The 20,574-nt window shown below is 45.8% G+C and carries 13 protein-coding genes and 1 rRNA gene; 2 read left to right on the top strand and 12 right to left on the bottom strand.

Annotated features, from left to right (window positions below; translation table 11 throughout):
* Positions 1-15 precede the first annotated feature (15 nt).
* Positions 16-3,828, bottom strand: a complete 3,813-nt coding sequence (locus AC50YO_RS05490) for a non-ribosomal peptide synthetase (RefSeq protein ID WP_494844195.1) — start codon at positions 3,826-3,828, stop codon at positions 16-18.
* Positions 3,829-4,151: 323 nt separating this feature from the next.
* On the opposite strand from AC50YO_RS05490, the gene AC50YO_RS05485 reads away from it, so the two are divergent.
* The gene (locus AC50YO_RS05485) at positions 4,152-8,162 is read left to right on the top strand and encodes an S-layer homology domain-containing protein (protein ID WP_494844192.1); all 4,011 of its coding nucleotides are present in this window, start codon (positions 4,152-4,154) and stop codon (positions 8,160-8,162) included.
* Between the two features lie 66 nt (positions 8,163-8,228).
* Here AC50YO_RS05485 and AC50YO_RS05480 read toward each other — a convergent pair whose 3' ends face one another.
* The 10 genes from AC50YO_RS05480 to AC50YO_RS05435 form a co-directional block, all read right to left on the bottom strand.
* Entirely contained in the window at positions 8,229-10,175 is a 1,947-nt protein-coding gene (locus AC50YO_RS05480; RefSeq protein ID WP_494844188.1) for a stalk domain-containing protein, read from the bottom strand.
* Between the two features lie 113 nt (positions 10,176-10,288).
* Positions 10,289-11,308 carry a Rieske 2Fe-2S domain-containing protein gene (locus tag AC50YO_RS05475; protein WP_494844184.1) on the bottom strand — a complete coding sequence of 340 codons (1,020 nt, stop codon included), beginning with the start codon at positions 11,306-11,308 and terminating at the stop codon, positions 10,289-10,291.
* Positions 11,305-12,456, bottom strand: a complete 1,152-nt coding sequence (locus AC50YO_RS05470) for a GNAT family N-acetyltransferase (protein ID WP_494844182.1) — start codon at positions 12,454-12,456, stop codon at positions 11,305-11,307. Before AC50YO_RS05470 ends, AC50YO_RS05475 begins: the two co-directional genes overlap by 4 nt.
* 42 nt (positions 12,457-12,498) lie before the next feature.
* Positions 12,499-13,890, bottom strand: a complete 1,392-nt coding sequence (locus AC50YO_RS05465; protein WP_494844180.1) for a F390 synthetase-related protein — start codon at positions 13,888-13,890, stop codon at positions 12,499-12,501.
* Positions 13,887-14,732, bottom strand: coding sequence for an MBL fold metallo-hydrolase (locus tag AC50YO_RS05460; protein ID WP_494844178.1), 846 nt, complete (start codon positions 14,730-14,732; stop codon positions 13,887-13,889). Before AC50YO_RS05460 ends, AC50YO_RS05465 begins: the two co-directional genes overlap by 4 nt.
* Positions 14,729-15,724, bottom strand: coding sequence for an NAD-dependent epimerase/dehydratase family protein (locus AC50YO_RS05455; RefSeq protein WP_494845273.1), 996 nt, complete (start codon positions 15,722-15,724; stop codon positions 14,729-14,731). The genes AC50YO_RS05460 and AC50YO_RS05455 overlap by 4 nt, the downstream gene beginning before the upstream one ends.
* A gap of 1 nt (position 15,725) precedes the next feature.
* The gene (locus AC50YO_RS05450; RefSeq protein ID WP_494844175.1) at positions 15,726-16,886 is read right to left on the bottom strand and encodes an ATP-grasp domain-containing protein; all 1,161 of its coding nucleotides are present in this window, start codon (positions 16,884-16,886) and stop codon (positions 15,726-15,728) included.
* Positions 16,876-17,874: a beta-ketoacyl-ACP synthase III gene (locus AC50YO_RS05445; protein WP_494844173.1), complete on the bottom strand. Its 999-nt coding sequence runs from the start codon at positions 17,872-17,874 to the stop codon at positions 16,876-16,878. The genes AC50YO_RS05450 and AC50YO_RS05445 overlap by 11 nt, the downstream gene beginning before the upstream one ends.
* A gap of 219 nt (positions 17,875-18,093) precedes the next feature.
* Positions 18,094-18,531 (bottom strand): zinc ribbon domain-containing protein, encoded by a 438-nt coding sequence (locus AC50YO_RS05440; RefSeq protein WP_494844171.1) that lies wholly within the window; start codon positions 18,529-18,531, stop codon positions 18,094-18,096.
* 98 nt (positions 18,532-18,629) lie between these two features.
* Positions 18,630-18,977, bottom strand: coding sequence for a hypothetical protein (locus tag AC50YO_RS05435; protein ID WP_494844167.1), 348 nt, complete (start codon positions 18,975-18,977; stop codon positions 18,630-18,632).
* Between the two features lie 160 nt (positions 18,978-19,137).
* Between AC50YO_RS05435 and AC50YO_RS05430 the strand changes: the two genes are divergently transcribed.
* Positions 19,138-19,917, top strand: a complete 780-nt coding sequence (locus AC50YO_RS05430; protein ID WP_494844165.1) for a YheC/YheD family protein — start codon at positions 19,138-19,140, stop codon at positions 19,915-19,917.
* Between the two features lie 367 nt (positions 19,918-20,284).
* On the opposite strand, the gene rrf is transcribed toward AC50YO_RS05430, so the two are convergent.
* Positions 20,285-20,401 (bottom strand): 5S ribosomal RNA (gene rrf / locus AC50YO_RS05425).
* Positions 20,402-20,574 lie beyond the last annotated feature (173 nt).

The raw sequence follows: 20,574 nt of genomic DNA, 5'->3' as shown, positions 1-20,574 counted from the left end.
CATCCTTTCCTAAACCTATACAACTGTCGAACCTTCATATTTCTCGGCTATCCATTCCAGCAGCTCGATGTATTCCTGAATAAGCTCTTTAAGCTTCTCTTTATGGAAAGCACTGTTCTTGGAGCAGGCAAAATCAAATTGAATGCCATCCTCCTCTACGCTAATGCCTACGATCATATGAAAGCGCTGAATGGCGTCTTCCCCCGTCCATACGGAACGGTCATATAAGAAGACGATGCTTGGGGTCTCTTTGCTTCGAGCATTTAATGGACTTACATCCTCAAGTGCATACGCATTCGGATGCTCCACTTGCGCTCTTTGCAGATGTACCTCTTGGAATAGAGCAGGAAGATTGGATAGCTGCTCCAGATCAAGCTGCAATGGGAACAGCTTGCCATCAGCTGTCGTCGTTTGAATCGTAATCTTCTTTTGTTCACTCGTATCAGAGAGTAAATAGGAATATAAAGAAAGCACAATTTCATATACGTTCACGTTCTCATGCTTAGCCATGCTTGTAAGCTGAGTGAACAGCTCGTCCCTGATCTCGAACTCGAATACAGCTTGGCCCGAGGCCTCATATTGCTCCGCAAAGAAATGCTCCGGGAAAGTGATTCCTTCTAACTTCAGGCTTTTCTCGACATTTTTCGCCGGCTGGATACGATTAGCCAGCTTAGCAATCGTCGGATAAGTAAAGAAGTCTGTAATTTTGACCGTCCCAGGATATTCTCGCTCGATTTGGCTGTGCATTTGAATAAGAAGAATAGAGTTTCCACCCAAGTCGAAGAAATTATCGTTTATGCCCGCTTTTTCGATGCCGAGAATTTTGACCCAAATTTCCGCCAGCTTCTTCTCTATCTCATTGGTCGGCTGAACAAATGCGCTCTGCCTAGCTTCGTGCTCATTCTGCATCTCTATTGGGCTATGCAAGGCTCTGCGGTCCACTTTTCCATTCGGTGTTAACGGCAGACGGTCTAGCTGAACGTAATATCTCGGATTCATATAAGAAGGCAGCGTATCGGATGCATATTGCTTCAGCTGCTCCACGCTTATTGGTTCGTCGCTAACGACGTAAGCACACAATGCGACATGACCCATCGCATCCTTTTGATCAATAACAGAAATTTCACGTACCGCTGGATATTTTAGAATCTGATTCTCAATTTCCCCCAATTCAACACGGAATCCGCGTATCTTCACTTGATAATCCAATCGTCCCAGGTATTCAATAACTCCTCCTTCACGCCATCTTGCCAAATCATTTGTTCGATATATTTTGTCAGATGGTAAATGATTCACTTCGATAAATTTCTCTTCGGTCAACCGTGGCTCGTTAAAGTAGCCTCTAGCCAGACCTACCCCGCCAATGCATAATTCCCCAGGTACACCGATTGGCACAGGCTGTTGATTATCATCCAGAATATAAATATTGACATTATCAACCGGGTTCCCTGTAGGCACATAGTCAAGCTGCTGGATGTTCGTCGAATCAATTCGATAGAACGCCGCAATATCTGTACATTCCGTCGGACCGTATGTATTGATGATTTCGGTATGACAGTCAGAGGAATACAGCCAGCTCGATACTTTGTTCAGGTGAATCGGTTCTCCACCAAGTACAACGCGCGTCAAGCTTCGCAATTTGTCAAAAGAAGAGCTTTGATTGAAATCGATTAATGGATAAAAAGCGCTAGGGGCACAATTGACCATGGAGATTTGTTCTTGCTGAATCATATCGGACATGACATTGTAGTCATAAATTCCCGGCTCATAAATGTAGAGGCGTGCTCCCTTAATAAGCGGGCTGAAAATATTTTTTTGAGCAAGATCGAAGCTGGTAGGTGCAATGAACAGCATCCGTTCAACCGCATTAATATTCATTTCGGTTGTATACCAATGCAATAGATTCAAGAAGGCATTGCACTTTACCATAACCCCTTTGGGATTACCTGTTGAGCCCGATGTATAGAGCACATACATTAACCGCTCTGGATGGTAGGCAAGCTCCAGATTTTGTGAGGAATAGCCTTGCTGAAGGATATGCTCAACCCTGTGGACCTCTGTGTTTGGCAAGGAGAAATCATGCTTCGGCTCTTGGTGGGTTAATAAGATGCTCGTCTGCGAATGGTTTAATAAATATCCGATACGTTCCTTCGGATTATCCAGGTCAATTGGCAAGTAAGCAGCGCCTGCCTTCAATATTCCCAGCATTCCTATCACAAGCTCCAGCGATCTTTCCATCATTACGCCTACAACACTGTCTTCCCCAATCCCTTTGTCTCGCAGGAATCTCGCTACTTGATTGGCTTGCTCATTCAATTCATGGTAGGATAATTGTTTGTCGCGAAACAGCACTGCGGGCTGATCAGGATATTGCTTGGCTTGCTGCTCGAATTGCTCATGTATGGAATGGTTAAGATCATGTGCTTGCTTCGTCTGATTGAATTGAAACAAGAGCTGATGCTTCTCGTCATCACTCAGCATATTGAGCTCACTTATTGCTAAAGTCGGTTGTTCAACGATATGAGTCAATAATTGAATCAGATGCTGAGACAGCCGTTGAATCTTCTCTTCATCGAACGTCTGTGTGCAGTAGCAAAAATCAAAAACCAAACCATCAAAATTCAAAATATTCAACGTTAAATCATAATTTGTCATTTCAAACATATGATAGCCTTCCATTGTCAGGGCGGCCTTGTCCTGAAGCAGCTGTTGATCCAATGGATAGTTTTCAATGACGACTAAAGAATCGAATAACTGCTGCTCCGTATCAAGCTGAATCTGTGCCTGAATATCCACCAAAGAAGTACTCTCAAATGACTCCCTGTTACGCAAAACTTCATTCGTCCGCTTTACCAGCTCATACACCTGTTCATTGGTACTATTATTAATCCGCAAAGGAATCGTATTAATGAATAAACCGACCATGTCCTGAATGCCCGATACTTCGGAAGTACGGCCAGAAACTGTCGTTCCGAACAGGACATCATTAGTGCGGTTATATTTCTGCAGCGTTAATCCCCAAGCGCTATATAGCAATGAAGCCAGCGTAACCTCATGCGTTCTTGTGAATAGAGCGGCTCTATCCCGCACCTCTATCGGACAGTCTATGCGCAAATTGCTAACTGTTCTGCCTTTGTTGCCGACTTCTCTTGGGGCTTCCTTCTCTTGCCGGAAATGGGAAGTGAAGGACTGTGGCTCATACCCCTCGAAATAGGATCCCCAATATTGTTTTTGCTGCTGCTTATCTTGCTTGGTTAACCATGCCAAATATTCCCCGAATTTTCGTTTCCCCTGCCGATTCGGAGCCTTTCCTTCATGAAGCTCTTGATAGGCTTGAAAAAATTCCTTCAATATAATGCCATTGCTCCAGCCGTCATAAATAATATGATGACTATTAATAATCATCTCATACCGATTCACATCTAACAGACATAATGTAATAGCAAAAGGCTGCTGCCGAATATCTATCGAATTGGAACGATCATTAGCCCGCACCTCTTCGACTCGATGTTCATGCTCATTCGCATCGCCTTGTGTCAAGTCAATAACCTTCAATGAAAGCTCTTTGCTCTTCAAAATAATTTGTACAGGCTTATCAATCTGTTCCCATCTGAATACGGTTCGCAGCATCTCATTGGTCTCAATGACATGGGACCATGCTTTACGGAACAATGCCTCATCCAATACGCCGGATAGTCGTAAACTTAATTGCTCGAAATATTGCTGAGAATCCGGCTCTGCCAAATAATGATAGAGCATTCCTTCCTGCAGCGAAGTTAACGGTAAGATGTTTTCGACATTTTTTTTATCCAGCTTCTGTTCAGTCATGATTTGTCCTCCTATCACAATGTTACTATTTTCTCTCTCTCTTTTGTCAAACGTACAAAAAAGGCATTATTAAAGAAGCCTATGCCTCTGAACTAATGCCTTTCAGATCTCTTGTAGGAATCATGATAATTATAGTAATTACCATAATAGTTAGAGTAAATATAAAATATTTACACTATATTGTCAATGCTACTCTCTGTAGATTCGTCATTTTTCTCCTTTACAAGATCTTCATTCTGAGAAAATAAATCAATAACATCTCCTTGCTATGATAGAGAAGTCTACGAACGGATCTATCAAATTCATCTACAAAGGAGATTGTTATGAACAACGTTTACAAACGAATGTTATCACTTTTATTATCCTTGGCATTATTGCTCGGTTTGCTCGGAGCAGCCATCCCGGTCCCCGTATCGGCAGAATCCGATGGGCCAGTCGTGCTACTGTCAGGAAATTCAGAGTGGAAATATTATGATAAAGGCTTCGATCAAGGCACAGTATGGCAATCTGTTTATGATGATTCCTCTTGGAGCTCCAGCAGTGCCCCATTCGGTTATAAGGATAACGGGGCTGGAGTAAGCACTACTTTATTTGGCCCTTTGCAGACTACTGTCGACTATGGCGCGGATAAGAAGAAAAAACATCCCACCACGTACTTCCGTACAAACCTTAATGTAGACAAAAGCAAAATTGACGAGTATGGCCAACTTCTTGGCACGTTCGCCATTGATGATGGCGCAGTTATTTATGTGAACGGTGTCGAAATTATGCGTGCAGGCATGCCTGATGGTGATATTACGTATACCACCAATGCGGTATCTGGCAAAGACCTGCCTGTTATGTATGAGAATGTGGACCTCACAGCTCCACTAAAGTCGCATCTTCGAGATGGCAATAATGAGCTTGCCATTGAGGTGCATCAGCAAAGCAGCAGCAGCTCGGATCTCTATTTCGATATGAAGCTGACGGCCCTTATGAAAGCTCCAGCCGTTGAGGTAAGCAAGGTAACGGTAACGTTCTATGGTGATACGACCAGCTCCAAAGGCTTCACATGGTATACGCCGCTTGCTTCAAGCCGAAGTGACCTGCAGATCGTGGAGAAGACAGGCGCTACCGCTGACTTTACAAACGCAGCTCTATTTGCAGGACGCTCATCTATTTCCTCCAATTCACGGGAAGAACGCGTACATAAAGCTGAGGCAACAGGCTTGAAGGCTGATACCTCCTATTACTTCCGTGTCGGTGATCAAGATTTGAATATTTGGAGCGATACAGGAACGTTCGAGACAGCTCCTATTGGTGGAGCATTTAGCTTTATTAATTTAACAGATACACAGGCCAAGGAAGAAGATGAAGCCATTTTATCCGCTTCAACTATATCCAAGGCACTCGCAACCGTGCCTACTGCGAAATTTATTAGCCATAATGGCGATATCGTTGAGAACGGAACCTCGGAGCAGGAATGGAACTGGCTGCTTGGGCACTCGCAAGCTAGTCTGCTTAATATGACGATTGCACCTGGGGCTGGCAATCATGAGAGTGGCAACTACTCTTTTTACGAGCATTTCAATATCAATCAGGCTGAGAACTCTGCTACGCAATCCGGAGCCTACTATTCCTATGATTACAGCAATGCGCACTTTATTGTTTTGAACTCGAATGAGAATTCAACAGAATATGCGAATTTCTCTGTGGATCAAGTCGAGTGGTTGAAAAAAGATGTACAGGCAGCCAAGGCTGCAGGCGCACAATGGATTATTGTCAATTTTCATAAAGGCCCTTACACGACCTCCAACCATGCTACGGACAGCGATATTATGGGTGCCAATGGCGTGCGCAATAAGATTGCGCCTCTAATGAATGAACTGGGAATCGACTTTGTATTCCAGGGACATGACCATATTTATGCGCGTACCAAGTCAATCAAGAGTGACGGCACAGCCGAAGTCGTTGAAAAAATAACGGAAACGATGAACGGGCAAACGATCGAGTATGCAGTAAAGCCAGATGGCACGATCTACGTAATTCCAGCAACTGCTGGCGCAAAGGTATACTTCAAAAATCAAAAGCCGCAGCTCGGCGATGCTTATTTCAGTCTCTTCGAGAAAGCTGACGAGAATCATGCCCGTAAGTATGGGGATACGACGAGCCTTGCTCGCGGACATGTACAAAACTTTATGGGAATTACGATCGACGGTGGCAAGTTTACCGCTATAACGTACGAGATTGATAAGAACATCAATAATGGACAGCCCTTTATCGTCGATCAATTCGGCATCTTAAAGGAAGTACAGCCTGACTATAGCAAGGAAAAGGTCAGCAAGGTAACCGTTACCTTTAACGGCGATTCGACAAGCTCCAAAGGATTCGCTTGGTACACGTCTTTGCTGCTTAAAGGAAGCAACTTGCAGGTGGTAGAGAAAACAAGTGCTCTGCCTGATTTTACAGGGGCTAAATCCTTCGAAGGACGCTCAGCTGTATCCTCGAACTCTAAGACTGAGTTGGTTCACAAAGCTGAAGCAACGGGCCTAAAGGCGAATACCTCCTACTATTTCCGTGTAGGTGATGCAGCACTTAACATCTGGAGCGAGGTCGGCACATTCCGCACAGCTCCCCAGAACGGTGCATTCACATTTATTGACCTAGCGGATACGCAAGCCAAGGATGAAGAAGAGGCTAAGCTGTCCGCGCAGACGCTAGCCAAAGCGCTAAGCACTGTGCCAAATGCGCAGTTTGTTGTTCATAATGGTGACATTGTAGATACTGGTACCAAGGAAGAGCAATGGAATTGGCTCTTGGGCCATTCGCAGGACAGCCTTCTGAACACAACGATCGCTCCTTCTGCTGGTAATCATGAAGATGAGAATAATGCGTTCTTCGAGCATTTCAACGTTAAGCAAGCCGAGAACTCTGCTACCGTAACCGGAGCTTACTATTCCTATGATTACAGCAACGCTCACTTCGTCGTATTGAATTCGAATGAAGATTCAGAGCAATATGCGAACTTCTCTACCGAGCAGGTTGAATGGCTGAAGAAGGATGTGCGAGCGGCTAAAGCAGCGGGCGCACAATGGATCATCGTTAATATTCACAAAGGTCCTTATACGACCTCGAATCATGCAACAGACAGCGACATTATGGGACCAAACGGTGTGCGGAACCAAATCGCCCCATTGATGGCGGAGCTGGGAATTGACTTTGTCCTGCAAGGACATGATCATATCTATGCTCGTACGAAGCCGATTAAGAAGGATGGAACGGCTGCCGCAGCAGAGAAGATTACCGAAACTCTTAATGGGCAAAAGATTGAATATACCGTTAATCCTGACGGCTCCATCTACATGATTCCTGCAACAGCAGGCCCGAAAGTGTATTATAAAAATGTTAAGCCAGCGCTAGGCGATGCGTATTACAACCTCTTCGAGCGGGCTGAAGAGAATCATGCTGCCAAGTATGGCCCAGATCCAAATGATAATCGCCGTCCGATGCGCAGCCAAGTCCAGAATTTTGTCGGCATTACAATTGACGGCAACAAGCTGACGGCTGTCACTTATGAAATCGACCAAAATCTTAACAATGCAGAGCCATTTATTGTAGATCAATTCGGTATCGTGAAAAAGACGATCAGCGGTCCGGGTACAGATCCGGGAACTAACCCAGGCACGGGTACAGGTCCAGGAACAAATCCTGGAACGAATCCAGGAACAAACCCTGGAACCAATCCAGGCACGAACCCGGGAACTAACCCAGGTACTAACCCAGGAACAAATCCTGGTACGGGTACAGGCGAAGGAAATGAATCTCAGATTATTCTGAAGGACATTGCTGGTCATTGGGCAGCATCCGCAATTGAGCGTGCGGTTCAAGCTGGTTTTGTAACAGGCTATGCAGACAATCAATTCCGTCCAGACAAAGCCGTTTCTCGCGTGGAATTTACAGCGATGCTGGCTCGCGCACTGGAATTGCCAAGCACGAGTACAAGTCTTGTCTTCAAGGACTCCGGCAAAATACCGGCATGGGCGCAAGCCTCTGTAGCGCAAGCTGTAGAATCCGGCATCATCAGCGGATATGAGGACGGCACATTCGCTCCCGATAAACAATTGAATCGTGCAGAAATGGTCGCTATGATCGTTCGCGCAAGTGGAATAAAAGTAAATCCAAACGCAAAATTAACGTTCGCGGATACGAAGGATATTCCAGCATGGGCCCTCCCTTATGTCGCAACAGCTGTAGATGCTGGACTCGTTAGCGGTGTAGGCCAGAACAAATTCGCACCACTGAAGGTCGCGACAAGAGCAGAAGCAGTAGCACTTATAATTGGAATGCTTAACTAATACGCAAGAAAAAAGAGAAGCTTTGCGCCACTATGCGCAAAGCTTCTCTTTTTCTAATTCAAGTTATTACGGCGTATAGATTTGTGATACCTTCCCGTTAGTGAAGGTCACATAGTTATAATAGCTGTAGCTCCATGTTTCTACTGTAATCCCGCTTCCGCTAATGTAACTCGATGAACTAGGATTGCCCCATGACATGCGTACCTGATCCTTCGTCATGCCAATGGATATTTTCTCTGCTTTGACCAGTTTCCAGATCGAAGAAGACCAGTTGTATTTTTTATATGGATCATAGGAAAGGAACATATCCTCACTGCCCAGAACGGTATCAACCGTATAGCTTGGCATTGAATAGGACTTTAACTGAGTACCGCTCGTATTTTTAAATACAATCGTGAAATTATTCATGCTTTCTGGCACAATATCAACAATTGTCAGCTTACTGAACCGCTCCCACCCTTGGAAGTGATTCACCCAATAGGATTTGCCAATATACTTATTCAAGCTGCCCAAAGATTCTTTTTTGATGATCTTTGCTGTATCAGCAGTCGCTACAGTCATATTAGCTTTGCCAAACGAAATATTCATTCTTTTATATTTCGAATCCCATTTCAGCGTGGCTCCAAGCGCTTTGCTGAGCAGCGACGCCGGGAATACAGCCGTGCTGTTTTCTGTACGGACTGCCGCTCCCATACTTACATTTTTGCCATCTACCTTCGCGTTCTTATCGCCTTGTTTCAATTTAATGGAAGTAGACCCGACCTTCACCTCGAAGGTTTTGCTGGCAGCCGTATAGACAACCGATCCTCCCAAAGATTTGAAGACGGACTGAATCGGCAAATAAGTGACCCCATCCTTCTGTACCGCATTGGTAAGCGAAGTATCCAGACTAATCGCAACAGACAGCGTTTTGGAAGCGCCCCCTGAGGTAATGGTTACTTTCGTTACACCGACTGCCAGGGCTTTGAACGTGCCGTCCTCATTTTTTTTCAATAGATATGGTTTTTCAATCGTTGCCTTCGCTTGGTTCAATGGAATTGTTTTTTTGGAGCCATTGGAATATTGTTCGGTAATCGTAGCTTTGATGCTGTCTCCAACGGATGGATTAAGGTCAGACAGCTTGAAGTCAATATTCGATACACCCGGTATTTCCACTGAAGTGATTACGCCATCATAATAGTTTTTCCAATTGCCGTCTTGCTGCTCGTAATAGAAAAAATCTTTGTCTTGAGGCGCAGCGATCTTCACAATACTGCCAATTCCCGTTATTTGTGCCTTCAGCACATACTGATCACCGTATGCTCCTGTCGCCCACAAAGAACCATCCTTCAGCGTTACAAGCAGCGTGCCGTCAGCGGCAAAAGCGATATGTGCAGCATCCTTCGTAACAACCTCTGGAATTAACGGCAAATCTTTTTTATTGTAATCAAAATGGTATTTATCAAACACTGTAACCTTTCCGCTATCGTCGAGAACGGCCGTTCTGCCCTTCACACCCACAGCCATTGCAACAATGCTTCCCCCATTGCTTCCTGCATCAAGCGGCTTCAAGTAGCCGCTCATTCTGATCTCTCCACTAGCAGAGACCGTTGAGAACTCATCATCATTAGCAGCAATTAAGGCTATATGGTCATAGCCTGTTACTCGCTGGCCGGTAGCCTCCCACACACTGCCATCCTGTTTCACATAGTAGCCGTCAGCAATTTGTTTAATGCCGTTCTGCTTGGATTCTATCTTAGGATTCAGGCCGAGCATCCAGGTCACGAGCTCCCCTTTTTTCGTAAGGCCGTAACCAGAGGTGCTGTCTCCAGCAATGGCTGCTAGATTCAGGTTCTTATATTGTTGCTCTCCTTGTATGCTGCTTAGCCATATCGAACCATCCTCGAGCAGCATGCCGCCGTCAATGATAGAAATAATGCGAGAACCATTTGCAGCCGATACCATACTGCCAGGCAGTGCAAATGATGCCGTAATCAAACAAAATACAACAAAAAACGATATCATTCTTTTCATTTCTATACTCTCCCATTCTAGTTAATAGGTATATTATACCATAGACCTAGAAAGAGATTCGTTTATTTTAATTATCCTTCCTTACCAACTGGGCATCGCTCAAGCTTGCCGCATTACAGCAATAACTGGCTGGTTCGTTCATATGGTTTATCGTAATGCCTCCCCTTGACTAACTGCTCGACAAAGGGACGGATTAAATCGGCTTGCGTAGAATGAAAGTCTTCTCCTCCGAAGCGTTCCAGCCATTGCTGCTGCATCTCTACAATCTGAATATCCTGCTTCAATGCCTTTTTCAAAAAAGGGGTAAGCGCAAGTTTTTTGAGAGAGCCTGGCATTATCCCGCGCTTGGTGGTGACAATCGCATAAATCTGTTGAAAATCTGCGGATTTCGGACAAATAATAGCAGTGATCATAAGCGTTAATCCCTTCGACGAGCGATATTCGATCTGAGCGATGCCCGGCATAAAAAATCGACCATAGCTCGTGTGCCTATCCGATTCGAATAGTTTGGAGATGAAGCCAGATTGCTTGGACTCTCCGCTATACTCGATTTCTACCCCATCCCCGCTTGCGACCAGCTTTGCTGTGACCATTTGACGATGTTTATCTGTTCGAATTAATCCAGCGTGTACGTAATGCGTATGGGTCGCATCCAAAAAATTTTCCGTCGTATTGATTAAAGAGCCCTTCACATCAGTCTTCCACACGAAAGATTCATATCGCTCATCCTCCATGAACGGCATTGCATAAGGAAGAACGCCACGTATTTCCCCCGGATCAGCAGAAGGAAGCCTAACCCAAATAAAGCCATTCTGTTCCATAACGGATATTGGAATTGCCTTCGTATGGTCGCTCGGGGCATAATCACACAGTCCTGGTACGCGTACACAATTGCCTTGCCCATCAAATTCCCAGCCATGATAGGGACAGACGAGCGTATTTCCTTTTACTTTGCCTGCTGACAAAGGAACATTGCGATGCGGGCAACGATCGAGCAAAGCATGTATGCTGCCCTTCTTCGTCCGAAATAGCACGATAGGCATATCCATAACTGTAACCCCTAAAGGCTTCTTGCTTAATTCACTTGAGCGGCCTGCAACAAGCCAATAGTTTCGTAAGGACTGTTCGTTCATAGTCGATATTTCCTCATCAGCGGAGCTCCAATCTTATTCAAGATTGTACTTAACAATGACCATGTCAATCTTCTCCCGAAGGACAAATGCTTCATATAGACGGCACTATATTCAATAGCCGGCTCAGCGCCGCGTATTCGTTTGAAGTGCGCCGCCCCTGAGCTCAAATGAAGCAGCTGTCCCCGCTCCGCTGCTTCTCGGAGCACCATAGCCATCAGCATTCGGTACAGCCCTGCCTGCTGAGGCAGGCTCGTATCATAGCCGACGAGCGGCACCGTAATGACACCGCCCCGTATGAAGCAACCAGCAATACCGACCAATACGCCATCAGCAGCCCGTAAGCCCATCATATAGAGCAGATTGTTTTCGTGGCAATTACGTATGTAAGCTTCCGTAAATTGAGGATTAAGCGCAGAATATTTATCAATGTAAAGCAGCGCATACAGCTCCGCAATTCTCGCATAATCGCTCGGCACAAGCTGATCATGTCTGACGATCTCGTAAGGCGAGCGCTGCAGCAGCTTTTGATCCACACTCGTATTTTGTTTTTTTAAATAGTGAGGGTTTCTCCCGTCGAAGAAATAAACCTGTCTGCTCGGAACCATCACATAGCCCTGCTTAACCAATTGCTTCATCAATTGTGCATTTGTTACCTCATTTAAGGAACGAAAAATAAGCGCATGCTTGGGGTATTCCTCTATTAACTCGTTCGTTAATGGAGCTAGATGCTGCTCTTCTATTGTTTCGTACAGGTTGGTAGACAGCAGCCAATTATTAATATGAACATTCTGGTTAATTCTCGCCATCTTAAGCAGTGGGGCAATTACAGCAATAATAGCCCGCAGCATTCCCCTGAACAATTTGCCTTGCAGCAAATAAAGCTCTTCTATTGCATAGCTGATATAGGTGGAATAAGGAGAGCATACATAAGAATTCGCATATTCAGTATCATTAACCGTCATTGGCAGCAGCTGATCTCCAACTTGAAGCAGCTGAATATCCGTTCGAATATTGGTGAAATAGGTTTCTGTGCAGTCTCTCATCAAAGGAAGCACGTACGCAAGCTCTGCTTTATGCCTCCCGCTCTTGTATAAGTCGCTCCATAAAGGAAGCTCCCGGTTACCTATCCTTCGGATTACCGGCTCCATAGCTTTTCTCCCTTCCATGTGAGATTTATCCCAGCGGTACGGTTACTGTGCTTGCTTCTTCTTCGCAGCTGAACAATCTTCATACGCTGCCACAGTAGCATGCTCATTCTCTACTTGATAGCGGCGTTCAATTCTCCGAAGCTTCCGCAGCCTAGCATCCAGATGATACGGTACGAAGCGGATATAGGGCGGGACGCAGCCCATATCCGTGAACAGCTTCAACAGCTCAGCCCGCAGCTCCTGCTGCACCTGCTCTTGCTCTTCCTCTTCCTCCTGGTCGATACGCAGCGCAGCTTCAAGCTCCGTCTCCGAGAACTGAATAATCTTATACTCCATAATTTGATCAGATGACATCATGACCGCTCGCCTTATAAAATCAGGGAAGATTGCAATTCGCCTCTCCCTGTGCTCCTGTAAACCGAAGAACAAATCATCGGTTCGTCCCCCTACTGATTCTATTGCCGTATAGAGCGAACCGCATCGGCAAGGCTGAGCGCTTTCGGTAAGAAGGTCATTTAGACGGTACCTTATAATCGGCTGTGTTCTCCTTGAGAAATCGGTAATGATCGGCGAAAATATTCGGCGGGAGGTATCTATATACTCCTTCTGAATGACAAGAATATCCTCATTCAAATGCAGCGTTCCATACGCGCATGTAGCTGCCAGGAATCCCTCTGTGCATTGATAAATCTGATGGACTGGCGTATCAAATGCTGCTTCAATATACGCTTGATCAATAGGCTCCAATACTTCAGCCACTGAGATAATTTTGCTAGGAGCCACTGACAGCTTGCCCTGCAGCTTCGCCTCAGACAACAGTCGCAGCATGGAAGGCGGTGCCACAAGGAGAGTTGGCCTGAGCTTATTAAGGCTGGCAATATGCTCCTGCAACGGCTTGATCATATCGTAGAACTGGAATTGCATCCTGCTTGATTTCACCGTCTGATACAAATGGCTGTCTGCCCGCAGAAAGAAGGCTATTCGCTGCTTGGCAAACAACGATCCCGGAAGCACCTTGGCCAGCACCGTGCCCGCCCATGCTGCCCGTTCCTCATTACTCACAAGGAACAAGCCTCGATTGCCGGATGTGCCTGAAGAAAGACCGACGGTAATTTCACCAAGCTGCGAGGAGAAATCACGCTCACGCTCCGCTCGAAAGGCAACCTCGAAGGCTTCCTCTTTTCTCAGTCCAACTGTATTAAGATCATTGAAGTTGTCCATCATCATTGCTTTGTCCGTTGTAGGCCACTGCTGCCAGTCTTCCAGGCTCAAGTCCTTATAATAATCTCTATAAAATACAGATTGCGGCATAATAGTTGCTAGAAAGCTTGTCACCTGCCGGTGCTGCCAATCCTCCAGTCCAGCTCTGTCCTTCCACTTTTTCTTGCGATACTTGGTCATGGTGTAATGGAACAATAGCTTTGCTATTTTCATGATGTTTCACCTTCTTCGATTGGGCTCCCGCATAGACGCAAGGCTTCTTCGCAATGCGTGAATAGAAGCTGCAGCTCTGGATTATTTCTTTTCAAGGCTACCAGACGGCTGAAGGTCTCCTTATACTGCTTCGCATGATCGAATACCAGAAAAGCCAAAGGATGCGGCAAGCGATTCTCTTTTATCGCCCGAACCGACCAGCTCGCATCCGCCCCAAGCAGCACTGGGCTCTGATTGTCATCCTGAATAATAACTCCGAACTGATGCCCGGCATGGCCGGGCAGTGCAATCGCAATCATTCTGCCATCACCGAATAGATCAAATCCGCTGTCGAACGGAGTGAACTTAGCATTCAGCCTTGCTGCCGGTGAAGCCTCTATCCATCGTACCCTCGCTTCAAAGTCTGGTGGAATAAGATCGGGCAGGAACGCATGCTTCACGGCAGAAAATCCCCTTAGCGGCCTAACCGCTTCAAATCCCGGACGTGAGCAAATAAACTCTGCCTCGGGGAACTCATCCAGCCCGCAAATATGATCCGCGTGAAAATGCGAAATAATAATCGCTTTGACATCTGCTGCCGAGTAGCCTGCCGCCTTAACCTGCTCCGCTGCCGAACGCTCCATATGAACGGGGGTCGTCCAGCGATATAAGCGGTAGGGAAAGCGCTGAGTAGCCGAATGGAATTGCTCTGAATACCCGGTATCGAACAAAATCAACCCGCGCTCAGGATGCTCGATCATGGCAAAGATGCCAGGAAAAGTCGTATGTGCCCAGCGCCCTCCTTTAATTGAGAAGGCCTCAAGCTGCTTGCAATAGCCTGTACTGAAAAGTGAGATTCTCAAATTATCGTCTCCTGTTCCTTCCACCACTGGGCGAATCGCTCAATACCCTCATCTATTGAAACGATAGGCCGATAGCCAAGCTCACGCTCCGCCTTCGAGATATCCAGCGTCTGGCTATAAGCTAATATGCCGACCGTATAACGAGTCATAAGCGGCTCTTGCTTCATGAAGGGCAGGCTCGCCAGCCCTTCCATTACAGCAGCTAGCGAATGAGCTACCGGGTATGGGATATGCTTGTAGCGGAACGGAGTGTCCAGCTGATGGAACAATTTCGTTAAAATATCGAACAGGGCAACCGGCTCGCCGTTCGTAATATTATATTTCTGCCCAAGCGTGCTTGCATCTGCATGCATGCATCGCATTAAGGCTTCTGTTACGTTGTCGATATAAGTAACATCAATAATCGAGCGTCCATCACCGAACAGTGGAACAAATCGACGTTCATTCGCTCTCATTAAGCGAGGGAAGATCGCACGATCGCCAGGACCGAAGAGCGCGCGCGGTCTAATGGTCACGACAGGCAAGCCGCATTGAAAAGCATCATCAATCTCTTTCTCCGCCAGCCGCTTCGTATGAGCATAGCTATTGACTCCTTGCCTAGGCAACGCTTCATGCTCCTTAATAAGCAAGCGATTGCGATAATCAAAGTAAATGGAGGGTGTGGAAACATAGATTAATTTGCTGACGCCATACTTCAAGCAGCCCTCAATGACCCGCCTTGTTCCAATCACATTAGATTGATAAAATTCCTCATAAGCGCCCCATGGCGATGATAAGGCACCGCAATGAAATACAATCTCATGCCCTCCTATCGCTTCTGGCAGTGCAGCCGAGGACAGATCTAGAGGAACAAAACGCGCCCCTTTGCCAGCAAGCAGCTGCCCTTCCCGCTCATTGCGGCCTACAGCCGTCACTTCATAGCCTTCCGCCAACAAACGATCTATCAAATTTTTCCCTAGGAACCCTGTCGCGCCCGTAACAAGTATATTCATCTTAACCATTCCATTCGATATCATGAGTAGAAAATGCTTTGATCGTCTTGCGTTCCAAGCTTGCTTGCCGCCATAGATCCAGCAGAACATAGCCTTGCAGCAGGAAAGGCTTTGGGTCCTTCCATTGAAAAATAACGTCCTTGCCTCTCGCCATGCAGGACAGCCAATGACCGAAGCCTCGCAGCGTTCTGCGCTGCGTTATTCCGTATAGAAGCATCGCCGATGTGATCATTTTTGGCCTTGCGCTTCGCGGCACGATCGTACTTTTGCTGCTGCCCCCTATAGCCCGATCAATTCTATCGTCTTCATGGAATAAGTGCAGGCCGCTGGTTGCTCGCGGATTGCATTCCAAAGGATACACGCTGCCTTCGGCATCAATAATAAAATCAAACGCGATTTGTCCTGTAAATCGGGTATGCTTTACAAACAGCTCTACCCATTTAAACAGCTCTTGATGGTGGCATTGTTCAAAAAACGTGCTGGCACCCCGGCCTGCTGTAAAATCAACCTCGTAGTCTGTATAAGCACATAACTGCCCGTCTAGTGCAATGGCATATGTGCAATATTCCCTGCCCGTTACGAATTGCTGCGCTACCCAAGGGCGCTCCTTGGATATCGTTATAGCAGGTGGCGCTTCACCTGCTTGATACATATACACATAGTTGGCAAAGCGCGAATAGACCGGCTTAAGTATCCATTGCCTGACTTCTTGCAGATTTTTTAGATCCTCTTGTGAATGGAGCAGCTCAGTATGAGGGGCCTTCAAGCCCGCCTCTTCCACCATTTGAATGAACGACCATTTGTTATGCAAGCGAATAAGCTTGTCCGGATCATCTGCGAATACGCTGCAGCCCGTTAATTGATTTTTCCATTTGGATATATAGTAGATTTCCTCGCAGGTAGGTATAAGAAGCCCAATGCCATGCCTATCAATAATCTCTTGAATGCTCTTTACGAAGGCCTGCTCATTCTGGCGCGGACTTGGTAGCTTATAAAAGCGACTAACGCAGTTGGAGAACCGAATAAGCGGATTGCTCAAGCTATCGGCGGCATATACCGTATGGCCAAGAGCAGACAGCTGTCTGGCCCATTCCAACGCGACCGGTGCTCTCCCTCCGGTGATCAGAACAACCTGCTTCTCTGATAATGACTTAATACTCAAGAATCATCCCACCCAAAGAGACGCCTGCAGAAATACCGATCAACGCGAACAGATCACCTCGTTCGAGACGGTTTTGATGCACAGCTTCATGAATGCCCATCGGCAGGGAGGCAGCGATCGTATTCCCATGATTCCCGATGATATTCATAAATTGAGCGTCCGAAATTTGTAATTTCTTTTGCAATAAGCGCATTGCCATCGCACTTCCCTGATGGGGGATGACGACCTTCATATCAGACATAGCCACCTCTGCGCCGCCGAATAATCTAGCCAGAAAAGCCGGGAGTAGCTTGGACGACTTTCTAAATAATGCTTCACCCTGCATGTGGAAAAGATAGTCCTCGGCATTCGACTGCTGGTACTGAGTGGAAGGCAGCTTGGAGCCTCCTCCACGTACCTCTGACAAAGAATGGCCAGAAGCATAGGTCTCAATCCGTGAAGACAGAATCTTCGAGCCATGCCCCTCACTCGTCTTACCAATAATAACAGCCGCAGCCCCATCTCCGAACAGAATGGAGCTTTCTGCATCTTTATAGTTAAGTCCAACAGAGGCAATCTCAGGAGCTACAAGTAGCACTCTCTCATATCTTCCGCTATCTATCAAATAAGAAATTAAGTCCAGTCCTGCCAGAAAAGATAGGCATGTCGTGTTTATATCAAAGCAAGGTACGCCTGAATCCCCCTGATTCATCGCTAATTGAATGAGCGCCGCCGTACAGGGAATCGGTTGCTCCGGTATCGCATTGGTACAAATGATACAATCAATATCCTCAAAGGTGAGACCAGCATGCTCTAGTGCAGCGTTAGCCGCTTTAGCCCCCATATGAGAGACGGTTTCCCCATCTGCATAGTGCCGCACTCGAACACCAGATTTTTTATAGACCCAGCCATTCGGCTTGCCTAGCAAATCATCCAACTGCTCAGCTGTAACCTGTTTTTTCGGCAAATATTTTCCCGTACCCAAAATGATCGTTCGTCTAGTTTGCATAGGATCACCAGCCAATTTTCGATAATTTTCTACATATTTCTATCTTACTAGAACTATCCCATTGCATCATAGTTCTATTTTTTACTAGTACCTCCAATCAAACATCCCCCTCATTCTGCCTAACCTCACTTTTTACCCAAAAAAAGCAAAAAGCAATCGAACAGGTTACCTGTTCGATTGCTTTTTATATTGTTTCTTAATTCTAGCAATAATTAACTCTTATTCCTCTTTATTCGAGCGTTCGGACAGCAAAGGTGTATGCTGCAGTGACTCTTCCTCATTTACTTCAATAGGCTGGTCTATTATTTCAAAGGTATGGCCGCATTTAGGGCAAAACCTTACATCAATTGCAACCGTCGCTCCACAGGATCTGCAGGGCTTCTCATCCGAAAGATTGGCGATCTGCAATAAGTTCTGCTCGATCTCGAATTTCAGTTGGAGTATGCGATTCATATTTGGATCCAGCTGCTCCTTGATTATAGGCCATGCGTCATCCTCTCTTGCCTCGAATACTAGTCTGCCTATCTCTTGGTATTGCTGCTCAATTTCATTCTGCTTGCTACTGTTTTGCATCTTCAAACGATTAATTTCTACAACGGTCTTCGCTTTGTTGCCAGCTTCAGCCACACCGGCCTTGAATTTATTGATCAAACTCATCTTGATGGCTCCTTCCCTGTTAGCAATTCATCTAACTACTTGTTTCGACATCTTTCTCCATCGTCCTTCTTTATTACGAGATTAAGCTCTATTATTACTCATTTCTTTTCGACATGCAGCAGCTTCACTGTCTTAATCGAATAAGAATCCTTAATCGTCTCTTCATTAATCACCTTTAGCTTCACCAAGCTGGATATTTTGGAGCCATCTGATTTGGACAGCAGCCGCCATACATCCGGGTCTGGCAGCGACTCATAGAGCTTGCTGTCATCATAATCTTTACGCTCTTGCACAACCAGCTTCACCCTATAGCCGCTTAGCTCCGCCTCTGTAGCCTTATTGTCTTCGAGATACAGCGTAATATCATTACGCAATTCTGTTAATTCCTGTTCTATTTCCTTCTGTTTCTGCTTCAACTGATAATATCGCTTGATCTTTTTGTCCATCCATCCATTCACGCTCCCTCTATATCAATAAATATGCGAAGGAAGCGAAATATTGACCGTTTCTATCCTATTCCATTAGGCTTAAAGGATAAATTTTTCTCCACTAGACCGACGTACAAAACAACCTCCTGCTATTCTCATACGTTATCCAGAGGTGAAGGTGTTGTACAAAAAAAAATATAAGAGCCAAACGATTCGGGGCAAGCTTCGAGTATGCCGCTACTTGTCTGCGAATGACGGGACAAAGTCCTTCATTCCACATACGTTAATGTTTTCTTTAGAAAACCTTCGGACCATGGCTTCAACCTACAATGGACTATATATCAAGCCAAATATCGGCTCCCTTGGAATCGGCATATACAAGCTAGTGCGGCAGGGCGAAGGCTATACGCTACAATATACTAGAAACAAACGCCAGTTGACCGAAACCTTTGAATCTCTTGAATCTGTATATCACTTTATAAAAAACAAACAGTCCAAAAAGATGATCATACAGCGAGCAGTCAAGCTTGATCAGATCGATGAGCATCCCTATGATATTCGCTCGATGGTACAACGCAAGCCCGGCGGTAATTGGACCTGCACCGGTTTTATGGTCAAAGTCGGTGCCAAGCACAAAATCGTAACGAATTACCATCAAGGCGGAGAAATCTGGACGCTCCGCAAGCTGTTTGGAAAACAAGGACTAAGCTCCACAACACAGGACAAAAAGATCGAATCCTTAAAAAAAGACTCACTCCTCGTCTCCCGGATATTAAGTCGTCATAAAGCGGGCATGCATGAGCTAGGCATTGATTTTGCATATGATCATGATGGAAGACTATGGATTCTGGAGGTCAATTCCAATCACCCACAGTTCAGTCCCTTGAAAAAGCTCGACCTTAAAGCCTACAATCGGATGCTCTCCTATGCGAAAAGCTATGGACGCAAAGATGCTTAATCTTCACGATACGGTATAAAAGAGCATTCTTTAGGGCCGTGACCCTATGGAATGCTCTTCTGGCTATTCCATTGTGTTCATATTCCTCCGAGCAGATAATACCATCCCCATAAGAAGAAGAAGGGCACGAGACAGCAGATCAAAACAGCTAAAACGAACATTTTGTTTTTCCATTGCTTGGTCATAGATACCTCCAAGTTCAAGTTGACGCGTTTATTGCTAACCATTATTTTCTTTATTCATATAGCTAGACGAGTCAAGCCCGAACGAGGTTGCATCCTTTTGCAGCAGAAAGCTTTGATTTTCATTTATAAAAAAGTACATAGACAGAAAAAGGCCTGCCGCATAATGCGACAGGCCTTCTCGTGCTTGGCGACGTCCTACTCTCCCAGGACCCTGCGGTCCAAGTACCATTGGCGCTGGAGGGCTTAACGGTCGTGTTCGGTATGGGAACGCGTGGTTCACCTCCGCCATCGCCACCAAACTAGATTACTCATGGTAATCCCTCAAGGTATTGCTACCCTGAAAACTGGATGCGAAAGAATATGAAGTCCTTTAAGCTTCGATGTGTTGGTCTACTCTACGAGTAAACCGTAGTAGGATAAGCCCTCGACCGATTAGTATTCGTCAGCTGCACGCATTGCTGCGCTTCCACCC

This window comes from Paenibacillus sp. J22P59 (genome assembly GCF_059383895.1).
This window is presented reverse-complemented; position numbering and strand designations above follow the sequence as displayed.